At 60.6% G+C, this 312-nt stretch carries 1 protein-coding gene; it reads left to right on the top strand.

What is annotated here, in order from left to right:
* Window positions 1-25: 25 nt before the first annotated feature.
* On the top strand, window positions 26-312 hold a 287-nt coding region (locus tag KMS84_RS44335), incomplete at its 3' end, for a GTPase-associated system all-helical protein GASH (protein ID WP_256921517.1).

Below are 312 nucleotides of genomic sequence, written 5' to 3'. Positions count from 1 at the left end.
CTGGGCTCCAGAATTTGCAGACCGAATGACCGCTGCCGTCGCAGAAGCGTTGAATGGAATGGCCGAGGAGCTTGCGCCCGTACCGGTCGATTTATCCGGTCCGCTATCTGCGCTGGCGAAGGCGGTCACCGCTCACCTTGATAAGGCTCTTTCCAGCTTTAGTGGCGCGACGGCTGGTCTGCAGCGCCGAACCAATCTGCTTTGGTGGAAAGAGGCGCTGTATTCCCCGAGCGCCCACGCGAGCTACCTCGACCTGCCACCTTTCGAGGCCTCTGCTTTGATGGCGCTCGACCTACACGAGCAGGTACCAAC

This window comes from Streptomyces hilarionis (assembly GCF_024539675.1).
GTDB classification, from domain to species: domain Bacteria; phylum Actinomycetota; class Actinomycetes; order Streptomycetales; family Streptomycetaceae; genus Streptomyces; species Streptomyces hilarionis.
Note: the sequence above shows the minus strand (reverse complement) of the source record. Positions and strands in the feature narration are given on the sequence as shown.